The following is a 15,373-nucleotide window of genomic DNA, read 5'->3' on the forward strand; positions in this document are numbered from 1 at the left end:
GCCCCGCCCGCGGCCGGCCGACTCAGCTGCGCAGGAGCTCCCCGAAGCGGGCGCTGGTCTCGTCGATCGCCGTCTGCGCGGCCGGCGAGATCGTGCCCATGTCGAAGAAGCCGTGGATCATGCCGTCGTAGCGCCGGACGTCGGCGGGAACGCCCGCGGCGCGCAACGCCTCGCCGTAGGCCTCGCCCTCGTCCCGCAGCGGGTCGTACTCCGCCGTGACGACCACCGCCGGGGGCAGGCCCGAGAGGTCGGCGCCGTGCAACGGCGACAGCCGCGGATCTTGCGCGTCGTCCCACGCGCCGGCGTAGTGGCCGTAGAACCAGTCCATGGTGTCCTTCTCGAGGAAGTACCCCTTGGCGTTCTCGATGCGGGACGGGTACTCGCCCTCGGCGTCCACCGCCGGGTAGATCAGGAACTGCGCCGCCAGCGGCGTTCCGTCGGCGTGCAGCACCTGCGCCACGACGGCGGCGAGGTTGCCACCGGCGCTGTCCCCGGCGACGCCCAGCCGCTGGTCGCCACCGAACTCGTCGAGGTGCGCCGCGATCCACCGCGCAGCGGCCACCGCGTCGTCCGCCGCGGCCGGGAACGGGTGCTCCGGGGCCAGCCGGTAGTCGACGGCGACCACCACGGCGCCGCTCCCCCGGCAGACGTTGCGGGCCATGTTGTCGTGGGTGTCGAGGTCTCCGATGACCCACCCGCCGCCGTGGAAGAAGATCACCGTCGGGAAGGGCCCCTCGCCCTCCGGGCGGTAGACGCGGGCCCCCAGGTCGCCCTCGGCGCCGGGGACGGTGCGGTCCTCGGTGCTCCCCACGGGCACCAGCTGCTCCGGGGTGCGGGCGCCGTGGGTGAGCGCCAGGTACAGCGCCCGCCCGGCCTCGGGGGTGCCTTCGTACATGGGCGGCATGCCGGCCTGCTCCATCATGGTCAGCATCGCGGCGATGTTCGGGTCGACGGGCACGGGCGACTCCTGTTCTGGGTGGATGGGGGGAACGGTGCGGGCGGTCAGCGGTAGACGAGGGACGAGTCGTCGAGGTCGACGGCGGGCAGCGCCGTCCGTTCCTCCGCGTACTCCAGCAGGTGGGTCCAGGGCTCGCGGTCGCCCTGCTTGAACATGCGGCCCGCCGAGCGCATGACGTAGCCGGAGTTGAAGTTCTCGGGGTCGGCCCACGGCCGCAGCGGCATGTCGGCGTCCTCGGGGCGCAGGGTCGGGACGACCACGGTGGCCCCGCGCTCCTGCATGTGCGCGAGCAGCCGGCAGACGAGCTCGCTGACCAGGTCCGCGCGCAGCGTCCAGCTGGCGCGGAAGTAGCCGAACACGTAGGCCATGTTCGGCACACCGCTGATCATCGTGCCGCGCCAGGTGACCCGCTGGGTGAAGTCGACCGCCTCGCCGTCGACGGTGAACGCGATGCCGCCGAAGAGGCTCAGGTCGAAGCCGGTCGCGGTGACGACGACGTCCGCCTCGAGCTCCTCCCCCGACGACGTCCGGATCCCCGTCTCGGTGAACGTCTCGATCGTGTCCGTGACGACCGAGGCGCGCCCTTCCCGGATGGCGGTGAACATGTCGCCGTCGGGGAGCAGCGCCAGCCGCTGCTGCCAGGGCCGGTAGCTCGGGTTGAAGTGCTTGTCGATGTCGAACCCCTCGGGCAGCAGCGGGCGCATCGACTCGATGAGCAGCTCCCGCAGCTCGTCCGGCGCCTCGAAGGAGAGCCGGGTGATCTCGTCGCCCTCCGCGATGTAGGCCCGCCGGAGGATCTCGTGCGTCCACTCGTCCGGCACGTCCAGAGCGCGCAGGGTCTCGGCCAGCTCGTGGGTCTTGGGCCGGGCGAAGAAGAACGTCGGGGAGCGCTGGAGCATCGTCACGTGCGCGGCGGTGTCGGCCAGCGCCGGCACCAGCGTGGCCGCGGTGGCCCCGGAGCCGATGACGACGACGCGCTTGCCGGTGGTGTCCAGGTCGGCCGGCCACTGCTGCGGGTGCACGACCGCCCCGCGGAACCGGTCCATGCCCGGCCACTGCGGCCGGTAGGGCCGGTCGTGGTCGTAGTAGCCCTGGCACATCCACAGGAAGTCGGTCGTGAGGGCGAGCTGCTCGCCGGTGTCCTCACGCGTGACCTGGACGGTCCACCGGCGCTCCGCGGACGACCAGGACGCGGTCGTGACCCGGTGCCGGTACCGGATGCGCGCGCCCAGCCGGTCCTCGTCGATGACCTCGTCCAGGTAGGACAGGATCTCCTCCGACGTCGCGATCGAGGCACCCCGCCACGGCTTGAACCGGTACCCGAAGGTGAAGAGGTCGCTGTCGGAGCGGACGCCGGGATAGCGGTGCGTCCACCACGTGCCACCCCGGCTGTCGAGGGCGTCCAGGATGACGAAGCTCCGGTCCGGGAAGCGTTCCCGGAGGTGGTGCGCCGCCCCGATCCCCGAGATCCCCGCGCCGACGATCAGCACGTCCACGTGCTCGGTCGTCCCCGTCGTCACCGGCTGTTCCGCGATCGCCGTCATGCCCGTACTCCCCTTCGTGCGTGACCGGTATCACTCGCGAACGTAACGACGCGGAGCTGCTGTGAGCCATGACACAATCGGCCGCACCTTGATGAATTCGGCCAACCCCGTCCACGCCGCGGCCCGGGGCACGGGCAGCGCGGCGCTGCTGTGCGCGCTGGCCGCCGAGCACGGGCTGCCGCGCGGCCGCCTCCTCGGGGCCGCCGGCATCCCGGCGGCGGCCCTGGACGACCCGGCTGCCGAGATCACCGCCGAGCAGGAGGTCCGGCTGGTCGCCGCGCTGGCCGCCGAGCTGCCCGAGCACGGCGGCCTGGCCGCCGGGGTGCGCTACCGCCTGGCCACCTACGGCATCTGGGGCTTCGCCCTCCTCTCCAGCCGCACGCTGCGCGAGGGGCACGAGGTCTCGATGCGCTTCCTCGACCTGACCTACGCGCTCACCCGGGTCAGCGCCCAGGAGGACGACGGCGAGCTCGCCCTCTTCTTCGACGACCTGGAGCTGCCCGAGCCGGTGCGCCGGTTCGTCCTGCTGCGCGACGCGTCGGCCGCGCTGCAGCTGTGGCGCGAGTCCCTGGGCCGCCCCGTCGTCCCCCTGCGCGTGGAGCTGCGGCTGCCGCAACCCGCCGACCCGGCGCCCTACGACGCCGCGTTCGGGGTGCCGCCGCAGTTCGGCGCCGCCCGCTCGGTCCTGGTCTTCGACGCCGCGCTGCTCGACCAGTCGCTGCCGCAGGCGGCGCCCCTGACCGCCGCCCTGTGCGAGGCGCAGTGCCGGGAGCTGCTCGAGCGACGGGTCTCCCGCCGCGGGCTGAGCGGCCAGGTCCGCGACCTGCTGCTCCGCCGCCCGCAGGAGATGCCCGGCCAGGAGGCCGTCGCCGCCGAGCTGCACATGAGCGTGCGGACGCTGCGCCGCCACCTCGAGGAGGAGGGGACGAGCTTCCGTGCCGTCGTGGACCAGACCCGGCGGCACCTCGCCGAGGAGCTGCTCGTCACCGTGGGGCTGAGCGTCGAGCAGGTCGCCGAGCGCATCGGCTACTCGGAGGCCTCGGCCTTCGTCCACGCCTTCCGGCGCTGGACCGGGGTCAGCCCGCGGCGCTGGGCGCGGTCGGCCCGCGCCGACGCGCACACCTGAGGCGCCCGCCGGCCCTCGGACGACCTGCCCGGCGGCTCAGGTCCACGCCTCCCCGGCGGCCAGCACGACCAGCGCCACCGTCGTGCCGACCTCCACCAGGGCGCCGAACACGTCACCGTTAACCCCGCCGAGCCGCCGGTCCGCGTGCCGGGTCAGCAGACCGGTCGCGGTGAGCGCCACCGCGACCGCGGCGACCGACCACGCCGCCTCCGCGGCGGATCCGCCCGTCGCCGGCACCGCCGCGGCCACCGCGACGACCAGCACCGCGGTCGCGACCACCCGCACCGCAGCCGAACCCGCGCCGGCCACCAGCACCCCCAGCGAGGACCCCGCTGCCGGTCGCCGCGCCGCCGCGTGCAGCACCGCCACCCGGCCGGTGACCGTCGCGAGGACGACGGCGAGCACGCCCTCACCCCGTGCGGCGTCGCCGAGGACGGCCGCCAGCGCGGCGACCTGCACCAGCACGGTGCAGGCGATCGCCGCGACGGCGAAGGCGCCCACCTCCGGTCGCCGCATGATGGCCAGCGCCTGCTCGGCCGGTCGCCCGCTCCCGAGGCCGTCGGCGAGGTCGGCGGTCGCGTCCAGGTGCAGCCCCCGCGTGAGCAGGGCGAGCGCCACGACGACCAGCGCCGCGGCCAGCAGCGGCGACCCCTCCGCGCCACCGCGCCAGACGGCCAGCGCGGGGAGGGAGGCGAGCCCGCCCAGCACCAGGCCGACCACCGGCAGCCAGCGCAGCACGCCCGCCCCCGGGGCGCGCGCCCGTTCCGGCACCGGCAGCACGCTGAACAGGCCCAGCGCGGCGAGCAGCCCCCCGCTGCCCGCCACCGACCGCGGTGCCGCGCTCACCGCAACCGCTGCGGGAGCCCGGCGGTGACCAGCCAGACCCGCTGGGAGGCGGCGGCGACGCGGGCGTTGAGGATGCCGAGCTCGTCGCGGTAGCGGCGGCCCGAGACGGTGGCCGGGACGACGCCGGAGCCGACCTCGTTGCTCACCGCGACCACCCGGCGGCGGGTGCCGCACCAGGCGTCCACGACGTCGTCGACCGCGGTGGCCAGCCGCGCATCGGCGCCCTCGGACCCGGTCCAGACGCCGCAGTCGTCCATGACCCGGGCCAGCCAGGTGGAGAGGCAGTCCACGAGCAGCGGCGGCCCCGGCTCCCCCAGCACCCCGACGAGGTCGACGGTCTCGACGGTGCGCCAGGACGCCGGGCGGCGGTCGCGGTGCAGGGCCACGCGGTCGGCCCACTCGGGGTCACCGCCGTCGGCCGGCAGTCCGCAGGCCACGTACTCGACCCCCCGGGCGCGCGCCAGCAGCTGCTCGGCGTACCGCGACTTGCCCGAGCGCGCCCCGCCGAGCACCAGCACGCGGCGCGGTCGCCGCGGGATCACCGGACCCGCCCGGCGGTGTGCCGGGCGCGCAGCGCGGTGAGCAGCAGCTGCGCGGCGAGCACGGCGCCGATGCCCTCCCCCGCGCGCAGGCGCAGGTCGAGCAGCGGCTCGAGCCCCAGCTCGGTGAGCACCGCGGCGTGCCCGCGCTCGCGGCTGCGCTGGCCGGCGACCAGCGCCGGCTGCGCGGCCGGCTCCAGGCGCACCGCGACGACGGCCGCGACCGAGGTGACCAGCCCGTCGAGGACCACCGGCACCCCGGCCGCCGCCGCGCCGAGCGTGATCCCGGTGAGGACGGCCAGCTCCGGCCCACCGAGCGCCGCCAGGGCCGTCAGCGGCTCGTCGAGCGCCGGGCCGTGCTCGGTCCGCGCGCGGTCCAGGGCGCCGCGGACGACGGCCCGCTTGCGGTCGAGCATGGCCGCGTCGGCGCCCGCCCCCAGGCCGACGGCGTCGTCGGGGTCCAGGCCGAGCAGGCCGCAGGCGAGCGCGGCCGCCACCGTGGTGTTGCCGATGCCGACCTCACCGAGGCAGACCAGGCCGTCGGCGGCGAGCTCGTGCCCCAGCGCCCGCCCCTCCTCGACCAGCGCCTCGGCGACGGCCGGGGTGAGGGCGTCCGCGGTCAGCAGGTCGCCCTGGGCCTCCGGCGAGACCGCGTGGTGGGCGCGGACCCGCAACCCCGCCTGCCGGGCGGTCGTCGCACCGAGCGACTCACCGCTGCGGGTCGCGGCCAGCACGTCGGCGGTCACGGTGAGCGGGTAGGCGGAGACGGCGTGCGCGCCGGCGACGGGGTGGTCACCGGCCACGACCACCAGCGTGCCGGCGGCGGGCACGGGTCCGGGCAGGGCCAGCACGCGGTCGGCCGCGCGGTCGAGCACCCCGAGCGACCCGGGCACGGCGAGCAGGTCGTCTCCGGTGTCGCGCGCGGCCACCACGGCCTCCGGCCGCGGCCCGGCGAGGTGGCTGACCGGAGCGGCCGGGCTGTCGTCGGCCGGCCACCGCTCGTGCAGGACGACGTCGTCCAGCGCGGCGCGGGTGGACCAGCCGTGCCGCACGAGGCCGGGCTCCGGCGGCCGCTCGTCGGGCCACCCCAGGCACAGCCAGCCGAGGGTCTGCACGCCGTCGGGCAGGTGCAGCAGCTCGGCCAGGTCGGCCGGCTGGAAGAGCGTCACCCAGCCCATGCCGAGGCCGGCGGCGCGGGCGGCCAGCCACATGTTCTGGATGGCGCAGGCACAGCTCCACAGGTCGGCGTCCGGGAAGGTCGCGCGGCCCAGCACGCCGGTGGCGTGGGTGCGGCGGTCGCAGGCGACGACGACGCCCAGCGGCGCCTCGCGGATGCCCTCCAGCTGCAGGTCGAGCAGCCGGGCCCGGCGGTCGAGGGTGAGCAGCTCGGCCTGGCGCAGCCGCTCGCGGTCGGCGAGCACCGCCGCGCGGTCGCGGGTGGTCTGCTCGGTGACGACGACGAAGCGCCAGGGCTGCGAGTGCCCCACCGACGGCGCCCGGTGACCGGCCTCCAGGACCGATCGCAGCAGCTCCGGGGGCACCGGGTCGGGGCGGTAGCGGCGGATGTCGCGGCGCGCGCCGATGACCGTGTGCAGCGCCTCGACCGTTCCGGGGTCGAGGGCCCAGCCCGCCGGGTCCGCGGCCCGCTCGGCGGCATGGGTGCGATCGCCGATCACGGGGACCGGCCGGGGCCAGGTCATGCCTGCGACCTCCCTCAAGTGCTCCGCCTCCCACCGGCACAACCCTCGCACGGTGGCGCGCCGATCCGGGCACCGGGCCGGATGATTCCCCCGGTGGGGCCGGCGCTCCCGGTGCCCACCCCACCCGCCGCCCGTCCCGCTGCGCCGGCCCCGGCCGGACTCCCACGGAGGAGGAACCCGTGAGCCTCGAGGTCGTCCGACTCGACCCCACCCCCGACCAGTACCGCTACAGCTTCGGCGGCCCCGTCGAGCCACTGCTGCGGGTGCGGCCGGGCACCGTCGTCGAGCTGACCACCGAGGACTGCTTCGGCGGCCGGGTGACCGGCCCCGACGACCTGCCCAGCCGGGTCTGCGACTTCTCGCAGCTCAACCCGGTCACCGGCCCGATCCACGTGGAGGGCGCCGAGCCCGGTGACACCGTCGCCGTCCACTTCGTGGGGATCGCGCCGGCCCGCGACCGGGCCGTGTCGACGACGTTCCCGCACTTCGGCGCGCTGACCGCGACGCACAGCACGGCGATGCTGCACGACCCCCTCGAGGAGGTCGTGTGGGTCTACGAGGTCGACCGGGAGCGGGGCACCTGCCTGTTCCGCCCGCGCCGCGGCGGCCCGGAGGTGGAGCTGCCGCTCGACCCGATGCACGGGACGGTCGGCGTCGCACCGGCCGGCGGCGAGGTGTTCGCCAGCATCACGCCGGGCGCACACGGCGGGAACATGGACACCCCCGAGCTGCGCGCGGGGACGACGGCGTACTTCGGCGTCAACGTGCCCGGCGCGCAGCTGGCGATCGGTGACGGCCACTGCCGCCAGGGCGAGGGCGAGGTCTGCGGCACCGCGGTGGAGGCGGCGATGCGCACCGTCGTCGTCGTCGACCTGGTCAAGGGCGCGGCCACGCCGTGGCCGCGGCTGGAGACCGACGACTTCCTCATGTCCACCGGCTCCGCCCGCCCGCTGGAGGACGCCTACCGGGTGAGCCAGCACGACCTGGTGACCTGGGCCGCCGAGCTGACCGGCTGGGACACCCTCGACGCCTACCAGCTGGTCAGCCAGGCCGGCCTCGCGCCGACCGGCAACGTCGTGGACACCAACTACACGATGGTCGCCAAGCTGGCCAAGCGGTACCTGGGCCGCGACGGCGTCGCCGTCGCCGACGGCGTGCACGACCGGCTGCGGCAGACCGCGTCGGCCTATCTCGCCCAGCGCTGAGGCGCAGTCGGATCGGGTCGTCGTCGTGCCGCCCGACCGGCACGGCGACGACCCCGGACCGGCGGTCGTGCAGCAGCGTCAGGGGGCGGCGTAGCCCGACGGCCGGAGCTCGAGCCGGCCGTCGCGAGGGTCCTCGGAGAACAGCAGCGCGCCGTCGCGCCGGCTGTCCGGCGGCACGTAGTCGACGACGGCGGAGGCCTGCTCCGCCTCCCGGCCGTCCCGGGAGAGGGCACCTGACACCTGCACCTGCGCGGCGGTCCGGCCACCGCTGTTCTCGACCCGGAAGTGGACGGCGTAGCCGTCCCCCCGTGGCTCGACCGCCGTCACGGTGACCGAGAGGGCGGGGTCCGCACCCCGTCCGGTCACCGCCTGCTGAGCCAGGAACCCCAGCAGGGCCACGACCAGCAGACCGCCCAGGGCACCCAGGACGTACTCCCCCGCCGTCGTCCGCTCCTGCCGGGCGCTCCGGTCCCCGGACTCCGCCATTCGATCCCCTCCCACTCACAGGATGAGCCGCGCCGCCGCGGCTCCGATGCTGGCCGGGAAGGCCAGCACGACGCACTGGCCGACGACGACGGCGGGCCCAGCGCCGTCGAACCGGCCGAACGTCCAGAGCACGTAGCCGGCGACCAGCAGCGCCACGGCGTACCCGACCACCGTGAGGGTGAGGAACGACCGAACGAACCCGCCGGTGGACCGTTCCTGCCCGCTGAAGCCGACGGCGTAGACGAAGCCGTGCATCACGGCCAGGCTCAGGACGACCAGGGCCAGGGTGCCGAGGGTGCTGGTCCTCGCGGCCATGAGGACGACCTCCTCGGTCGGCGCGATGTTCGCGGCGAAGACCACCGCACCGGCGAGCATGAGGAAGACCTCGTGCCCGTAGTGGCCCGGCTCCCGCCGCCGGCTGCCGAGCCCCAGCTGGCTGCGGGCGTACGACGCGCCGACGGCAGCCGGCAGGGCCTCGATCGCGACCACGGAGAACGCGTCCTCCCAGTTCTGGATCGGGTCGATGACGCCCAGCACCCCGAGCACCAGCGCCGTCGCTCCCGCGGCGACCAGGAGGGCGACGCCGGCGTCGGCCAGGTAACCCCCCACGCCGACGCCGCCGGGCCCGGTGCCGAAGTACCGGGAGAGGGCGATCACCAGGGCGACGGTCGCGGCCACCAGCAGCGCCAGCCGGTACCGCTCGACGGTGTGTGCCAGCCGCCACAGCTCCATCGTCATCATCAACGGCAGGGCGAACAGCAGCGCCCCACCGAACGCCCGGCCGACCCCCCTCGCCAGCTCGTGGTCGCGGGTGGCGGTCACCCCGCCCCCGCTCCGCCCGCACCGGGGCCGGCAACCTGGCTCGTCGCCTCCCCCACGACCGGCTGCGGGGGAGGTGGCTCCGGTCGCCCCTGGGCGCGGGCGAAGGCGTGCGCGATGGGGACGTCGGTCGACGAGTGCGCCCGGATCGAGGCGAGGACGACCAGCGCCACGAGGTGGAACATCGCGTCTGCCCCGGGCACCCCGGCGTCGAGGACGAACCCGGCGAGCAGGAGGAGGACGGCGGTGGAGAGCACGGTCCGGTTCGCCAGCCCGGAGAAGAGCACAGCGGCGAACAGCAGCAGCGCGAAGGCGAGGAGGAGCTCCACGGCCGTCCCCTACCCCCGGTCCCGCCCGTCGACCTCATGACGGTTTCCGGACGAAAGCCCCGGTAGGCGTGAGGGGGCGGTTGCGGCGAGCAGCAGCACCTCCTGCTCGCCGCCCTCCGGCTGGGAACGACCGGCACCGGCGCGGGAGCGCCGACCGGTGGCAGCCGACCGGGCCGTCACAGGATCGTCGGGTCGACCCCCGTTGCCCCGTGAGGAACGCCGGGTAGCGATCCCTGCCATGGACCGGGACGCCGAGCAGCACCGCCCCTCCCGCCCGCGCGCCGAGGCCGCCGACGGGGTCGGCCGGTTCGGCGTCCGCGCCCTGCTGGGGTGGGCCGCGCTGCTGGTCGGCGCCGTGCCGTTCCTGCTGCTCCTGCTGCTGGTGCAGCAGGAGTGGTCGCCGCTGGCCTCGCTGGACGGCGAGGTGGCCGCCGACCTCAACGCGGTGGTGAGCGACTCCCCCGCGCTGGTCCGGGTGCTCCAGGCGGTCACCGACCTCGGCAGCAACGCGGCGGTGATCCTGCTGTTCACGCTGACCACCGCCTTCCTGCTGATCCGGGGTCAGCGCCGGCTGGCCGCTTTCGTCGTGACCACCGGCGTCGGGATGGCGATCCTGGTGCCGCTGACCAAGGCGCTCATCGGCCGCGCGCGGCCGGTCGTGGCGAGCCCGGTCAACGAGCTGCCCTCCAACGCCAGCTACCCCAGCGGCCACGCGACGCTCTCGCTGGTGACCTTCGGGATGCTGGCGCTGCTCGTCCTGCCCGCGGTGCGCCGCCGCGCGCGGCCGTGGGTCGTGGCCGCGGCGTTGCTGCTGACCCTCGCCGTGGGCTTCACGCGGCTGGCCCTCGGTGTCCACTTCGTCACCGACGTCCTCGCCGGCTGGTTCCTGGGGGCGGGGCTGCTGGCGGTCACGACGGCGGCCTTCCGCGGCTGGCAGCACGACCACCGCCGGCGGACGGCGGCGGCGCCGGACCCCCTGGACGTCGACCCCCACGAGGTGCCGCACCTGGCCACCTCCGGCCAGTCCGCGCTACCGGACGGTCGTCGCACGGCGCTCCGGCTGATGGGCGCTGCCACCGCGCTCTCCCTGGTGCTGATCGCGCTGGGGCTGCTGGTCACCGCGGTGCTCGGCGACAGCCCCCTCGGCCGGTTCGACCGGGAGGTCGTCCGCACCGTCGTCGAGCTGCGCACCCCCACCTGGACCGACGTCGCCACCACGGTCGAGCGGCTGTCGGGGACACCCGCGTTCATCGCGGTGTCCCTCACCCTCGCCGTCGTGTCGCTCGCGATCACCGGCAGCCGGCGGCCGGTGCTCTTCGTCCTCGTCACCGTGCTCGGGGAGCTCGGCATCTACTTCGTCGTCTCGCGCACCGTGGAACGCGCCCGGCCGCCGGTGGCCGACCTGACGTCGGGTCTGGTGACCCAGGCGAGCTGGCCGTCGGGCCACGTGGCCGCCGCGGTGGCGCTCTACGGGGCACTGGCCGCGCTCGTCATCACCTTCGGCCGCGGCCGGTGGCGGTGGGCGGCGCTCGCCGTACCCGTCCTGGTGGCCCCGGCGGTCGCGCTGGCCCGCATCTACACCGCGGCGCACTACCCGACCGACGTGCTCGCCGGGCTGGTCCTCGGCACCGTGTGGGTGCTGGTGTGCTGCCGCCTGCTCCTGCGCGGGGTGGCGGACGAGGTGCGCTACCCCCGGTCCCGGGTGGCCGGTGAGCCGGCGGGCCGCTCGGTCGCCGTCACGGAACCGCAAGGCGCCGCGAGCCTGTCATCCCCCGGTGTCGGGTAGAGCCGCCCACCATGCCGGACACCCACTTCGAGCCGTTCGTCCACCTCGTCGACGTCACGCCCGACCGCGCGCTCATCGCCTGGGGCGGCTTCTGGTTCCGGCGGGGCGCACCGGACGGGCGCTGGCAGGTCGTCGGGGACGCCGAGCTCGCCGAGGTCGATCCCGGCCGCACCGGCAGCATCGGAGCGGACTCGGAGCCGTACGGCGACGCCGTGGTCGAGGTCCTCGACCCGACGGGCGCCGTGGTCGCACGTGCCCGTACGGGGACGGCGAACCGCGTCTGGGTGGAGGGTCTGCGACCCGACACCGAGTACGGCTACCGCATCACCGTGGACGGTCGCCCGTGGGCGGCGGGACCGCGCGCCGACTGGGGCCCGGTGGCCCGCGGGGGCCTGGACCTGCGCCCCGGGGGGCGCGCCTACCGCATGCGCTTCCGCACCCATCCCGCCCCGGACGTGGCCGCGCCGCTGGACTTCGCGGTGCTCGGCGACTACGGCATCGGGGTCCTGGCGGACACCGAGAGCGGCCGCCGGCAGCGACGGGTCGCCGAGGTGCTCGACCGCCTGACCGAGGACGACCACGTGCGCCTGGCGATCTCCGTGGGCGACAACGTCTACGGCGGTCCGGGCTCGCGGGGCTCGCAGGGCAGCGGCGGCCGGGACGCCGACTGGTACGGCAGCTTCTACCAGCCCTACCGCTACGCGCTGGCGCAGCTGCCGGTCTACCCGTGCGTCGGCAACCACGACAGCAGCGACAAGGAGACCAGCGACGACCGGGCGGAGATCCGGTCCAACTTCCACACCGACGCCCGGTTCACCCCGGAGACCGCCGGCCCGCGGGCCTCGGTGGACCCGGGGATGTTCTACCGGTTCGCCTTCGGCGCGGACGTCGAGTTCGTCTGCATCGACACCTCGCTCGCCGATCCACTGCCCACCGAGCACTTCTTCGAGCACCCGCGGCACCAGCGCTTCCTCGAGGAGTCCTTCTCCGTCGGCATCTCGCGCGGACCACGGTGGCGGTTCCCGTTCTCGCACCACCCGGTGTTCTGCGCCGGGCCGCACCACGGGAACACCGAGGCGATGATCGAGCACCTGGTGCCGCTGTTCGCGCGGGCCGGCGTCCGGGTCGCGTTCGCCGGCCACGAGCACAACTTCCAGCTCTCGCGGGTGGACGGGATCCACTACTTCCTCTCCGGCGCCGGCGGCCAGCTGCGCGAGGAGCCTCCCGAGCAGTTCGGGCCGGCCGGCACGGTCGCCTGGGCCGCCCAGGCCCACCTGCTGCTGGCACGCGTGGCCGGGGACACGCTGACCGTCACCCCTCTCGCCGCCATCGGAGCCGACGGGCACCCCGAGCCCATGACTCCGCAGGCCCCGGACGGCGCCGTCGTGGAGGTGCCGTTCGAGGTGCACCGGCGGCCCTGAACGCCGGTTGTGCACGACCGGATCGTCATCACATCGACACACCGCCCCTGGCGGTCCCGGGGTACTCCTGCCGCATGACCGACGTCACCTCCTTCGACGGCACCCGCCTGGCCCTCCACTCCTGGGGAGCCGAGGACGCCCCCCTCCTGGTCCTCGTGCACGGGTTGGGGATGTCGACCGACTCCTGGGGTGAGGTGCCCGAGCGGCTCGCCGCGCGCTACCGCGTCGTCGGGTACGACCTGCGCGGGCACGCGCAGAGCGGGGACGCGCGCTCGGGAAGCTACGGCCTCGCCGCGCACGCCCAGGACCTCTCCGCGGTGCTCGGCGCCGTCGTGCCCGAGGGGGGCGCCGCGGTGGTCGTGGCGCACAGCCTCGGTGGCGGCATCCTGCTTGCCCACGTGGACCGCTCCGGTGACGAACGCATCGGCGGGGTGGTGTTCGTCGGCTCGGGTGGCTCGGGCGTGACCGCTCCCGGGTTCCCGGCGCGGCGCCTCCCCCGGCGGGCACAGGCACAGCTGCGGTCGACCTGGTTCTCGCTGCTGCGCACCGGCGCGCGGCTGGGCCGGCGGATCCGGCCGGTGCGCACCGTGTCCGACCGGGCCATCCGGCGCTTCGCCTTCGCCCCGGGCGAGCCGGTCGAGCTCGTCGAGCGGGTCCGTGACGACTTCCTGAGCACCCGACCGCTCGCGCTGGCCGGCACTACCCTCGCCAGCCTCTCGCACAACGGCGCTGAGCTGGCGCCGTCCCTGCGGGTGCCCACGCTCCTGGTGCACGGCAGCCGGGATCCCGAGGTGCCCCAGGATGAGATCGACGAACTGCTGTCCGAGCTGCCCGACGGCGAGCTCGTCACGGTCCCCGGCGCCGGCCACATGCTCCCCCTGACCAACCCCGACGTCGTCGTCGACCAGGTGTCCCGGTGGGCCCAGCGGGTCGCCGGTCGCGAGGACGCGAAGGCTCAGCCGTCGACGGCCACCTCGATCACCGGGTAGCCGGCGGCGCCGTCCGGCGCGACCGGGGTCCGCTGGTCGGTCTGCACCTCACCGCCTCCGTCGGTCGCCCGTGCGGCGATGCGGTGCCGGCCGGGCGTCGCGTCCCACGGCAGGTACCACTGCCGCCAGCAGTCGACGTCGAGCGACTCGGCGAGCTCGGCCTGCTGCCAGGGCCCGTCGTCGATCCGGACCTCGACCCGCTCGATCCCACGGGTCGGTGCCCAGGCGACACCGGCGATCGGCCGCCGCCCGGGCTCGACCGCGGCACCGGAGCGTGGCACGTCGATGCGCGCCTGCGTCTTGACCGGCCCCTCCTTGGCCCAGCCGCGGGGGATCCAGTAGCCGTCGACGCCCCAGTCGGTGAGCTCGATGGCCGAGAGCCACTTGGTCGCCGACACGTAGCCGTAGAGGCCGGGCACCACGAGCCGGGCGGGGAAGCCGTGCTCGGCGGGCAGCGGCTCGCCGTTCATGGCGACGGCGACCATGGCCTCCTCGACGTCGAGGGCGGTGAGCACCGGGAAGCCCGCGGTGAAGCCGTCGACGGAGCGGCCGACGAGCTGGGTGGCCCCCTGCTGCAGACCGGCCCGGTCCAGCAGCGCCCGGAGCGGAACGCCCTGCCAGCGGGCGTTGCCGACGAGGTCCCCGCCCACCTCGTTGGAGACGCAGACCAGCGTCACGTCGGCCTCGGTCTGCGGGAGCGCCATCAGCTCGGCGTAGGTCAGGCTGAACGGCCGGTCGACCATCCCGCGGATCTCCAGCCGCCAGTCGTCGGGGTCGACGGTGGGCACGCGCAGCGCCGTGTCGATCCGGTAGAACTCCGCGTTCGGGGTGAAGAGCGGGGTGAGCCCCGGGATCTCCAGGTCCGCCTCGGCGGGAACCGGCCCGGCCGGCCGCGCCGGCACGGGGAGCCGGATGGCGGCGCGCAGGCTGTCGAGGCGCTCGCGCCCGGACAGCAGGTAGCCGCCGACGCCGGCGAGGACGCCGAGCAGGGTGGCGCCGCCGGTGACGGCCAGGAAGCGGCGGCGGTCGAGCGAGCTGAGGACCGGTGCGCCGTCTGCGCCGGCTCTCGGCTCCGCGAGCAGTGCCCGGCTGGGCAGCGCCCGCAGCAGCACGTAGAGCACGGCGATGCCGGCGGCGGCGCCGATCACGCCGACGAGCGCGCTGAGGAGCCCCGGGGTGCGGTCGTCGGTCAGTGCGACCACGACGCCCAGGGCCGCGAACAGGGCGATGCCGCCGGCGGCCAGGGCGAACCGCCGCCGGGCGAGCAGCCCCAGGCCGGCCCCGAGGAGTGCGGACACGACCAGGATGCCCCCGATCAGCACCGGCTTGTCCGCCGTGCCGAGGGTCGCGGTGGCCCACTGCTCCAGCCACCCGGGCACGCTGTCGATGACCGTGTCACCCACCGCGATGATCAGCGAGGGCGCCCAGGGGATCGCCCCCGCGGCCAGTTCCTCCACGCCGAGCGCCACGGCGACCGCGGCCAGGCCGGGGGGGGGGGGGGGGGGGGGGGGGGGGGGGGGGGGGGGGGGGGGGGGGGGGGGGGGGGGGGGGGGGGGGGGGGGGGGCGCGCGGGGGGGGGGGGGGGGGGGCGGGGGGGGGGTGGGGGGTGCGGGGTGCGGGGGCGG

14 protein-coding genes are annotated in these 15,373 nt (G+C 75.7%); 5 read left to right on the forward strand and 9 right to left on the reverse strand.

Features of this window, described 5'->3' with window-relative positions:
* Window positions 1-22: 22 nt before the first annotated feature.
* The gene (locus ACI8AG_RS19790) at window positions 23-958 is read right to left on the reverse strand and encodes an alpha/beta hydrolase (protein WP_456598386.1); all 936 of its coding nucleotides are present in this window, start codon (window positions 956-958) and stop codon (window positions 23-25) included.
* A 44-nt stretch (window positions 959-1,002) separates the two neighbouring features.
* Entirely contained in the window at window positions 1,003-2,502 is a 1,500-nt protein-coding gene (locus tag ACI8AG_RS19795) for a flavin-containing monooxygenase (protein ID WP_456598387.1), read from the reverse strand.
* Between the two features lie 61 nt (window positions 2,503-2,563).
* On the opposite strand from ACI8AG_RS19795, the gene ACI8AG_RS19800 reads away from it, so the two are divergent.
* Window positions 2,564-3,628, forward strand: a complete 1,065-nt coding sequence (locus tag ACI8AG_RS19800; protein WP_456598388.1) for an AraC family transcriptional regulator — start codon at window positions 2,564-2,566, stop codon at window positions 3,626-3,628.
* Window positions 3,629-3,664: 36 nt separating this feature from the next.
* On the opposite strand, the gene ACI8AG_RS19805 is transcribed toward ACI8AG_RS19800, so the two are convergent.
* The 3 genes from ACI8AG_RS19805 to bluB are packed head-to-tail and all read right to left on the reverse strand — an operon-like array spanning window position 3,665 to window position 6,713.
* A complete protein-coding gene (locus ACI8AG_RS19805) occupies window positions 3,665-4,474 on the reverse strand; it encodes an adenosylcobinamide-GDP ribazoletransferase (RefSeq protein WP_456598389.1) in 810 nt (269 codons plus the stop codon).
* Window positions 4,471-5,016, reverse strand: a complete 546-nt coding sequence (locus ACI8AG_RS19810; protein WP_456598390.1) for a bifunctional adenosylcobinamide kinase/adenosylcobinamide-phosphate guanylyltransferase — start codon at window positions 5,014-5,016, stop codon at window positions 4,471-4,473. Before ACI8AG_RS19810 ends, ACI8AG_RS19805 begins: the two co-directional genes overlap by 4 nt.
* Window positions 5,013-6,713 (reverse strand): 5,6-dimethylbenzimidazole synthase, encoded by a 1,701-nt coding sequence (bluB, locus tag ACI8AG_RS19815; protein ID WP_456598391.1) that lies wholly within the window; start codon window positions 6,711-6,713, stop codon window positions 5,013-5,015. Before bluB ends, ACI8AG_RS19810 begins: the two co-directional genes overlap by 4 nt.
* Before the next feature lie 179 nt (window positions 6,714-6,892).
* Here bluB and ACI8AG_RS19820 point away from each other — a divergent pair, with 179 nt between their 5' ends.
* Complete coding sequence (locus tag ACI8AG_RS19820) at window positions 6,893-7,918, forward strand: acetamidase/formamidase family protein (RefSeq protein ID WP_456598392.1); 1,026 nt, start codon at window positions 6,893-6,895, stop codon at window positions 7,916-7,918.
* Between the two features lie 78 nt (window positions 7,919-7,996).
* Here the strand turns inward: ACI8AG_RS19820 and ACI8AG_RS19825 are convergent, their stop codons facing one another.
* The 3 genes from ACI8AG_RS19825 to ACI8AG_RS19835 are packed head-to-tail and all read right to left on the reverse strand — an operon-like array spanning window position 7,997 to window position 9,552.
* A complete protein-coding gene (locus tag ACI8AG_RS19825; RefSeq protein ID WP_456588953.1) occupies window positions 7,997-8,404 on the reverse strand; it encodes a TIGR02588 family protein in 408 nt (135 codons plus the stop codon).
* Between the two features lie 15 nt (window positions 8,405-8,419).
* Window positions 8,420-9,226, reverse strand: a complete 807-nt coding sequence (locus ACI8AG_RS19830; RefSeq protein ID WP_456598393.1) for a TIGR02587 family membrane protein — start codon at window positions 9,224-9,226, stop codon at window positions 8,420-8,422.
* Window positions 9,223-9,552 (reverse strand): hypothetical protein, encoded by a 330-nt coding sequence (locus tag ACI8AG_RS19835; RefSeq protein WP_456598394.1) that lies wholly within the window; start codon window positions 9,550-9,552, stop codon window positions 9,223-9,225. The genes ACI8AG_RS19830 and ACI8AG_RS19835 overlap by 4 nt, the downstream gene beginning before the upstream one ends.
* A 238-nt stretch (window positions 9,553-9,790) precedes the next feature.
* On the opposite strand from ACI8AG_RS19835, the gene ACI8AG_RS19840 reads away from it, so the two are divergent.
* From ACI8AG_RS19840 to ACI8AG_RS19850, 3 genes are all read left to right on the forward strand, one after another.
* Complete coding sequence (locus tag ACI8AG_RS19840) at window positions 9,791-11,338, forward strand: phosphatase PAP2 family protein (protein WP_456598395.1); 1,548 nt, start codon at window positions 9,791-9,793, stop codon at window positions 11,336-11,338.
* An 11-nt stretch (window positions 11,339-11,349) separates the two neighbouring features.
* A complete protein-coding gene (locus tag ACI8AG_RS19845) occupies window positions 11,350-12,759 on the forward strand; it encodes a metallophosphoesterase (RefSeq protein ID WP_456598396.1) in 1,410 nt (469 codons plus the stop codon).
* A 74-nt stretch (window positions 12,760-12,833) separates the two neighbouring features.
* Window positions 12,834-13,748 (forward strand): alpha/beta fold hydrolase, encoded by a 915-nt coding sequence (locus ACI8AG_RS19850; protein WP_456598397.1) that lies wholly within the window; start codon window positions 12,834-12,836, stop codon window positions 13,746-13,748.
* Here ACI8AG_RS19850 and ACI8AG_RS19855 read toward each other — a convergent pair.
* Entirely contained in the window at window positions 13,715-15,217 is a 1,503-nt protein-coding gene (locus ACI8AG_RS19855) for a molybdopterin-dependent oxidoreductase (RefSeq protein WP_456598398.1), read from the reverse strand. The genes ACI8AG_RS19850 and ACI8AG_RS19855 overlap by 34 nt on opposite strands.
* Window positions 15,218-15,373: the final 156 nt, after the last annotated feature.

This window comes from Blastococcus sp. SYSU DS0552 (assembly GCF_054050815.1).

Bases quoted from the DNA above. Each gene is read 5' to 3' on its own strand.
- ACI8AG_RS19795 (WP_456598387.1), bottom strand. From the start codon at position 2,502: ATGACGGCGATCGCGGAACAGCCGGTGACGACGGGGACGACCGAGCAC.
- bluB (WP_456598391.1), bottom strand. From the start codon at position 6,713: ATGACCTGGCCCCGGCCGGTCCCCGTGATCGGCGATCGCACCCATGCC.
- ACI8AG_RS19825 (WP_456588953.1), bottom strand. From the start codon at position 8,404: ATGGCGGAGTCCGGGGACCGGAGCGCCCGGCAGGAGCGGACGACGGCG.
- ACI8AG_RS19840 (WP_456598395.1), top strand. From the start codon at position 9,791: ATGGACCGGGACGCCGAGCAGCACCGCCCCTCCCGCCCGCGCGCCGAG.
- ACI8AG_RS19845 (WP_456598396.1), top strand. From the start codon at position 11,350: ATGCCGGACACCCACTTCGAGCCGTTCGTCCACCTCGTCGACGTCACG.
- ACI8AG_RS19850 (WP_456598397.1), top strand. From the start codon at position 12,834: ATGACCGACGTCACCTCCTTCGACGGCACCCGCCTGGCCCTCCACTCC.